Origin of the sequence: Streptomyces sp. BF23-19, from assembly GCF_041106355.1 — a bacterium.
Classification (GTDB): domain Bacteria; phylum Actinomycetota; class Actinomycetes; order Streptomycetales; family Streptomycetaceae; genus Streptomyces; species Streptomyces virginiae_A.
Map to the genome: position 1 here is coordinate 23,134 of NZ_JBGBPT010000104.1, position 6,937 is coordinate 30,070.

The window sequence follows — 6,937 nt, forward strand, 5'->3', positions numbered from 1 at the left end:
TCGCCTCCCGGCATCAGAAAACAGGATCACCATGTAATGTCGCCGAGTGTAGATGGGGACTACGCAGGGGGTAACGACATGCCGTACAAGCTGTCACCGGGTACTCGTGTCCTGAAGATGCGGCGCATCAGTCGAGACTCTGAGGACAGTTCTGCGCTGGCGCGTCAGGCCGAAGCTCTGGACGGCGCAGTCGGGGAGAGCCGGTTCGATGTGGTCGGGGACGTAGAGGACTCGTTCATCTCGGGTGCGGTCCGCCCCGAGGAGCGGCCTGGCCTTGGCAGGTGGATGCGTGAGCCGCTCTGGTACGAGTGGGACGCGATCATGGTCACCTCCCTGGACCGCATCACTCGGAACCAGACCCACTGGGAGATGTTCGCCGACAAGTGCTACCAGGACGGCAAGGACGTCATCTGCCTTGATGACCCGGCCCTGGACATCACTCCTGGCAATGGCCGGATGACCGCTTACATCAAGGCGACACAAGCCCAGGAGTACCGGGAAGCCATCGTGCAGAAGCGCCGGAATCAGACTCAGTACTACCGCGACGAATGCCTTTGGGGCGGCGGGACTTGGCCCTTCGGCTATCGACCGGTCCTCACGGAGTATCAGGGCCGGCAGCGCTACAAACTGCTCATCGACCGCGTGACGGGTCCGCTGATCCGTGAGGCGTACGAGCGAATCGCGGAGCAGGGGTGGTCCATGAGCCGTCTCTGTCAGGACTGGAACGAGCGCGGGGTCCTCACGTCGCAGGACTATCAGCGGAGCGTCAACGGAGCCGAGAAGAAGGCCGGGGTCAAGACGGCCGTCAAGGGATCCAAGTGGACCACGTCCACCCTGGGGAAGATGCTGAAGAAGCCGATCCTCAAGGGGATCGCCATGCACAAGGGCGAGCCGCTTCTTCGTGACGGAGTTCCTGTTCGATGGGCTGATCCCATCCTCAGTGACGAGGAATTCGACAAGTTGCAGGCGGCGGTATCGGCACTGGGTCGGCATCGTGCCGGAATCAAGTCCAATGCATCTCCCATGGCGGGCGTGCTCTATTGTCCGTGCGGCAGGAAGATGTACGAGAACAGCTCGATCGGGAAGCTGAACACGGGAGACGTTCGGCAGCACAAGTACTTCCGTTGCTCTTCCTGGTCCAACGGCAAGGCCTGTGACTTCTCCGTCTCCTGGTCTCAGGATCAGGTGTACGCGGCTGCGGAGCATGCGTTCCTCGTCAAGCTGGGTGGCGAAGAAATCACCGAGCGCCATTATGTTCCGGGTAGGGACAACAGGAAGCAGATCAAGGAACTTGAGCGCGCCATCGATAATCTGTCGCAATCAATCACCTTGGCCGCCTCTCCTGTGGTGGTCGCCTCTCTGACCCGCGCGATGGAGGCGCATGCGTCCAACCTCGAGGAGCTGATGGCCGAACCCTTCGTCCCTGGTCGCTGGGAGGCCACTGGCACCGGCCAGACCTACGCCGAGAAGTGGTCTGCAATGACAGGGCGGAAGGAACAGGGGTCCTTCCTTCGTCAGGCCGGCATGCGGCTCTTCATCTGGGGCCGCCCGGGGGCGAAGGGGCGAGGCATCGCCGTCCACGTCATCTCTCCGAATGACGTCGCCGAGAGGGCGAGTGATGCTTTGGCCGGCTCCGTTGATCCGGCTGACGAAGAAGCGTGGAACCTTGAAGCTTTGAAGATCTTCAACAAGGTCCTAGGGGCGGAGATCGACGAGTTGAGGTCCGTGCCTCTTCAGTAAGACCATGGCCCCCTGTTCATGCAGGGGGCTTTCTTGTTGGTCAGTACGCCTCTACGGCGAGCAGTGAGAGACGAGTGGAGATCTACGGCCGCCACGAGACGCGATGGTTGGACCAGAAATCCCATGTGGTCATCATCGCCTCCCAGCCGTCCGGGAATTTGACCGTCACGCCCAACTGGACCGGCTCCGTCGACGGATGGTCGTCCAGCAGCTCCGCTATGCCCGCCCGGGCCACCACCACGCACGCGTGCCGGTGCCGCGACGCCAGCACGCACAACCGGCCCGTCTCCAGATGGAAAGCCGTCGCGTCCGGGCGGCCCGACAGCGGGTGCAGGACCACCGTGAGGTCGTACTCCCGGCCCTGCAGCCGGTTCGCGGTGTCCACCGTGACCCCCGTGACCCCGAGCGAGGCCAACGCCGCGCGGACCGCGGCCGCCTGGTCGCGGTGAGCCGTACCGACCGCGATCCGGTCCGCCGTCAGCGGAGCGGGCGCCGGGGACTGCTCGTCGGAGGTCACCGCCCCGCGGTCCAGGGCCCGACGGACCACCAGGGCCACCGCCCGCACCGCCTCCGGGTCGGTGCGCGGGGTGTGCCGGGCCGGCAGCTCCAGCAGGCCCCAGCCCGCCTCCGCCGCCTCGTCCAGCACCCGATCCGGCCCCGACCCGTCCGAGGGCACCCCGTACGCCAGCCGCCGCTCGCCCGGACCCGTACCGCTGCGGAACTGCGTGTACGGGTAGAAGGCGCGCGAGACCAGCGGCGCCGCCGTCGCCGGGAGCCGCCACGACACCGGCAGCCGGTGCTGCGGCAACTGCGGATTGTGCGCGAGCAGGGTGCTCACCGCCGAGGCCGAAGGGTCGTAGGACAGACCCGCCCACTGCTCCGCGCCGACCACGCTGAACGGATCCAACTGCCCGGGATCGCCCACGAACAGCGCCCGCTCGAACAGCCCGGCCACGGCCAGCAGCGCGTCCGAACGCATCTGGTACGCCTCGTCGACGATGGCGTGCTCCCAAGGCTCCACATCCTTGACGAACGCCCACTTCGCCGCCGTGGAAATGGTGATCGGCAGCTCCGCCAGGTCCTTCGGCTTGGCCGACAGAGTGACCGAGGGCAGCTCGCGCAGCGCCGGGTCGTAGGCGTCCCCGTCACTGCTGTGCAACCGGCCGACCTTCAGCTCCGGGTCCTTGTCGGCGAGACGCAGCACCAGGTCGTCGACCTGCGCGTTGGTCTGCGCCACCACCATCAGCCGGCGGCCGGCCGCGGCCAGCTCCCGGGCCGCCCGGACCACGAGCGTGGACTTGCCGGCGCCCGGCGGGGAGTCGACGACCACGCCCCGCTCGGTCCCGTGCAGGGTGTCGGCCAGGATCGCGGCGGTCGCCCGGGCGGCCGCCGCACCCGGGTCGAAGGAAGCGGTCGTGGTCACAGCAGGTCCTCGTCGGTCACGGAGTCGGGCAGGGGAAGGGTGCCCGCCGATCCCGGCGGGCCGCCGTGCGTCCACGGGGTCTGCTCGGGCTCCGGAAGCTTCGGGCCGCCCCGCGCGTCGTGCTCGAAGAGCGTCCAGCACAACCGGTCACCCTTCTCCGGGACGGACCCCGGCTCGGGGTCCCGGCCACGGCCCATCTTGTCGAGGAGCCGCAGCACCACCTGCCCACCCTCCTCGAAGCGGACGAACTGCGCACTCTGCGGACGCCCGTCCAGCGAACGGAACACCTTCCCGCCGCCCTCGTCCGCGAGCTGCGGCCGGTCCTCCGTCACCACCGTCACCAACGGGCGCGGACTCGGCCGCTTCGACTCCGTCCACTCCATCACCACCTCGGTGACCTCACCGGCGAAGGCCTCGCCCGCGAGCCGCCGGCCCGCCATCACCAGCGGGTCGTCCAAGGCCTCCTGCGCGTCGAGCCGCACCTGCTCCGTCTCCCGCGTGGCCAGCTTCTGGGCCGCCGTCACCGCGTCGTCGCGGCGCGGCTGCGGCGGCTCGCCCGCCCGGACCCGGTCCCGGTGCCCGGTGTAGGACCAGCGGTCGCGCGTCCAGCGCTCCTCCGCGCGCTCGCCCGGCGGCAGGGCGCGCAGCAGGTCGATCGCCTCCCAGGTCTTCCACCAGGTGCCCGACAGCTGGGATTCCACCAGCCGGCGCACCTCCCGCTCGGCCGCCCGGACATGCCGGTCGTCGTCCCCGAGCCCGGCCGCCAGGTCCGTACGCGCGGCGTCGTACCGGGCGATGGCCGGAGCCAGCAGCTTGTTGTCGAAGGCCGGGTCGGTCGCCGGACCGGCGGGCGGGCACAGCAGTTGGCCGTCCTTGTCCCGGCCCAACTCGGCCCGGTGGGCCTCCTCGGCACCCGACCGGCCCTCGGGCGGAGCGATCCAGCCCAGCAGCGCGGCCAGGTGCTGGTCCTCCAGGTTGCTCTGGCCGGTGGCCCAGTGCCGGGACAGCAGGTCCGTCGCCGACAGCAGCATCGAGGAGCCGGGCACCCGCGAACGCTCGGCGAGGTGCGTGAACCAGCGCCCGAGCATCGGCACCTGCGAAGGCGCCGGATACGGATTCTCCGGATCCTCCTCGGCGGTGCGCCGGAAGCGCATCGAGCGCCCCAGCAGCCGTACGTACTCCACGCCCGCCCGGCTCGGCACGATCAGCTGCGGCGCGTCCACGCACAGCTCGGTCTCGACCTTGACCCGCTTGCCCGTCTCCGGGTCGGTTTCGCTGCGCTCCGCCGGCTCCACGGCGTCCGCGTACGCGTCGATGTGGGCCAGCACTTGCGCGGCCAGGTCCGCGAGGAAGGCCCAGCGGCGGTCACGGTCGCGCGGCTGGGGTATCACGAACAGCCGCGGCTCGTGCCGGTCGGTGCCCACCATCGCGCCCAGCGGGGCACCCGCCTCACCGGCCGTGGTCAGCGGCACGAAGACCATCGGGCGCTCGCTCAGGTGGCGGTGCCGCACGGTCGCGAGCGGCTGGGCGCGACCCGCGCGTACGGCCTCCAGCCGGGCCAGGGTACTCAGCAGGGGCATGCGGGGGTCTCCGGGGAGGGGTGCGGCGGACGGGCGGCGGCCAGTTCCAGGGCCTCGGCGCGCAGCCGGGCGGCCCGGTGCAGCGCGGCGGCGGTCGGATCCTCGGCGGAGCCGGTCCCGGCGGCCGCCGCGAGCGCGGCCTCGACGGTGGTCAGCCCGCCCAGCTCACCGCGGACCGACCGGCCCAGCGCGGTGACCTGGTCGGCGGAACGGGCCCGGTCACGGCAGTGGAAGGCGAGCTCACAGGCGGCCAGGCACTCGGGGGCGTAGGCGGCGTCGACCGCGGAAACGGCCTCCACGAGCTCTTCGGCGGTCCGCGTCGCCGGGTCGAAGCTGAGGCCCTCGGGCAGCGCGGCGGCCAGCTCCTCGACGCGGGTCAGCCGGTCCAGCTGGCGGCGGGTCACCGAGCGCTCGCGACGGATGTCGACGGGGGCGGCGGTGGGCAGGTTGGAGAAGTCCTTCGGGCAGACCAGCAGCACGGTGTGCCCCACCTCGGCGCCGGGCAGCTTCCCGGCGGTCCGCTCCAGGGCCAGCACGTAGACGGCGGCCTGCCGGGCGGCGGCGCCCACCTTCGCGGCGTCCGCGGCGCCGTCGATCATCGGGAACGACTTGATCTCCACGACGGTCCAGCGGCCGTCGGGATGGACGACGACGGCGTCGGGCTCCAGATAGGCCGGGGAACCGGCCACCTCCAGAGCCAGCATCGGGTGGTCCAACAGAGTCCAGGCCCCGCTGTCCCGGCCGGCGGCGGTCGCCTCGCGCAGCGCGAGCGCGGTCCGCGCGGCGCGGCCCTCGGGCCCGGCGGCGGTCAGATCGGGGACGCGGGCGCCGGCACCGGGCGGCTCGGCGGCGGGCGCCAGGTGCGCGTGGACCAGCCGCAGCAGCTCGGCTCCGCCGTCGCCCTTGACCTTGGCCTCGAAGGAGTTCCCGCGGACTATGGCGAACTGCGACTGCCCGAAGGAGGCGGGCGAGCCGAGCGCCGTGGCCAGGGCGGTCTTGTCCACACCGGCGCCGTCGAGCAGGGCGCGTCTGCCGCAGCCGGGATTGGCGGCGAGGGCCGCCAGTGCCCGGGCGTCGAGCGGACGGGGCGGCACGGCGGGGCCGCGCAGACCGGCGAGCCGCTGCCGCAGAGTCGTCGGCTGCGCGGGGCTGCTGGGCGGGTAGGAGCTCACCCGCGGAAGTGTCCCATCCGCCACTGACAATCGGGGACGTAGTGCGGAAACCGGTGGTGGGGACCGGTGCTCCCCGGTGCCCGGCTGTTGGATGATGGACGGACTCGACTCGACCGGGAGAATTCACATGGCCCCCCGCATCCTGCTGGCCCGCCACGGCCAGACGGCGTGGTCCCAGCTCGGCAAGCACACCGGACGCACGGACGTGCCGATGCTGGAGGAGGGCAGGCTGGGCGCGAAACTGCTCGGCGAGCGACTGGCCCGGGACCCCTGGCGGGGACTGCCGGGCGTGGAGGTCCGCACCAGCCCGCTGGTGCGGGCGAGCGAGAGCTGCGACCTGGCGGGCTTCGGGGCGCGGGCCGAGCCGTGGGACGCGCTGATGGAGTGGGACTACGGCGAGTACGAGGGCATGACCCCGGCCGAGATCCAGGCCGTGCGGCCGGGCTGGCTGATCTGGCGCGACGGGGTCCCGGGCGGTGAGTCCGTGGCGGACGTCGCGGCGCGGGCGGACGAGGTCGTCGCGTGGGCCCGGGCGGCGGAGCGGGACGTGCTGGTCTTCGCGCACGGCCACATCCTGCGCACGCTGGCCGCCCGCTGGCTGGGCTTCGAAGCCTCCTTCGGTGCCCGCATCCGCCTGGAGCCGACCTCCCTCTCGGTCCTGGGCTGGGCGTACGGCGCGCCGGCGCTTGAACGCTGGAACGACACGGGCCACTTGGACGTGTAGCCCGGCCCCTGCGGTGTGCCCGGCCCCTGCGGGGTGCTCGGCGGTGTGCGGTGTCTGCCGGGCGCTGCTCGGGCCCGCGCCTCAAACGCCGGCGGGGCTGGATGTGCGGGCTCCTGCGGGGTGCTCGGCGGTGTGCGGGCCGTCTGCCGGGCTCTGCCCTGGCCCGCGCCTCAAACGCCGGCGAGGCTGAAAATGCGGGCCCGTGTCTCGATGGGGCCGGGGCTGAATGTGCGGGCCCGTGCCTTGGTGGGTGGCGGGGCTGGATGTGGGGGCTGTCGGTAGGTGTCGGGGTGGGGGG

The 6,937-nt window shown here is 71.5% G+C and carries 5 protein-coding genes; 2 read left to right on the top strand and 3 right to left on the bottom strand.

The features are described 5' to 3' along the window. Nucleotides 1–78: 78 nt before the first annotated feature. Nucleotides 79–1,740, top strand: a complete 1,662-nt coding sequence (locus AB8A24_RS37980; protein WP_369478768.1) for a recombinase family protein — start codon at nucleotides 79–81, stop codon at nucleotides 1,738–1,740. An 82-nt stretch (nucleotides 1,741–1,822) separates the two neighbouring features. Here AB8A24_RS37980 and AB8A24_RS37985 read toward each other — a convergent pair whose 3' ends face one another. From AB8A24_RS37985 to AB8A24_RS37995, 3 genes are read right to left on the bottom strand one after another with little or no spacing between them, the layout of a single operon-like run. Continuing rightward, nucleotides 1,823–3,163 (bottom strand): AAA domain-containing protein, encoded by a 1,341-nt coding sequence (locus AB8A24_RS37985; RefSeq protein ID WP_266484341.1) that lies wholly within the window; start codon nucleotides 3,161–3,163, stop codon nucleotides 1,823–1,825. After that, nucleotides 3,160–4,743 (bottom strand): hypothetical protein, encoded by a 1,584-nt coding sequence (locus AB8A24_RS37990; protein ID WP_328963269.1) that lies wholly within the window; start codon nucleotides 4,741–4,743, stop codon nucleotides 3,160–3,162. Before AB8A24_RS37990 ends, AB8A24_RS37985 begins: the two co-directional genes overlap by 4 nt. After that, a complete protein-coding gene (locus AB8A24_RS37995; RefSeq protein WP_328963270.1) occupies nucleotides 4,731–5,915 on the bottom strand; it encodes a hypothetical protein in 1,185 nt (394 codons plus the stop codon). Before AB8A24_RS37995 ends, AB8A24_RS37990 begins: the two co-directional genes overlap by 13 nt. Nucleotides 5,916–6,042: 127 nt before the next feature. Between AB8A24_RS37995 and AB8A24_RS38000 the strand changes: the two genes are divergently transcribed. After that, nucleotides 6,043–6,639: a histidine phosphatase family protein gene (locus AB8A24_RS38000; RefSeq protein WP_369478769.1), complete on the top strand. Its 597-nt coding sequence runs from the start codon at nucleotides 6,043–6,045 to the stop codon at nucleotides 6,637–6,639. Nucleotides 6,640–6,937: the final 298 nt, after the last annotated feature.

Bases quoted from the DNA above. Each gene is read 5' to 3' on its own strand.
- AB8A24_RS37980 (WP_369478768.1), top strand. From the start codon at position 79: ATGCCGTACAAGCTGTCACCGGGTACTCGTGTCCTGAAGATGCGGCGC.
- AB8A24_RS37990 (WP_328963269.1), bottom strand. From the start codon at position 4,743: ATGCCCCTGCTGAGTACCCTGGCCCGGCTGGAGGCCGTACGCGCGGGT.
- AB8A24_RS38000 (WP_369478769.1), top strand. From the start codon at position 6,043: ATGGCCCCCCGCATCCTGCTGGCCCGCCACGGCCAGACGGCGTGGTCC.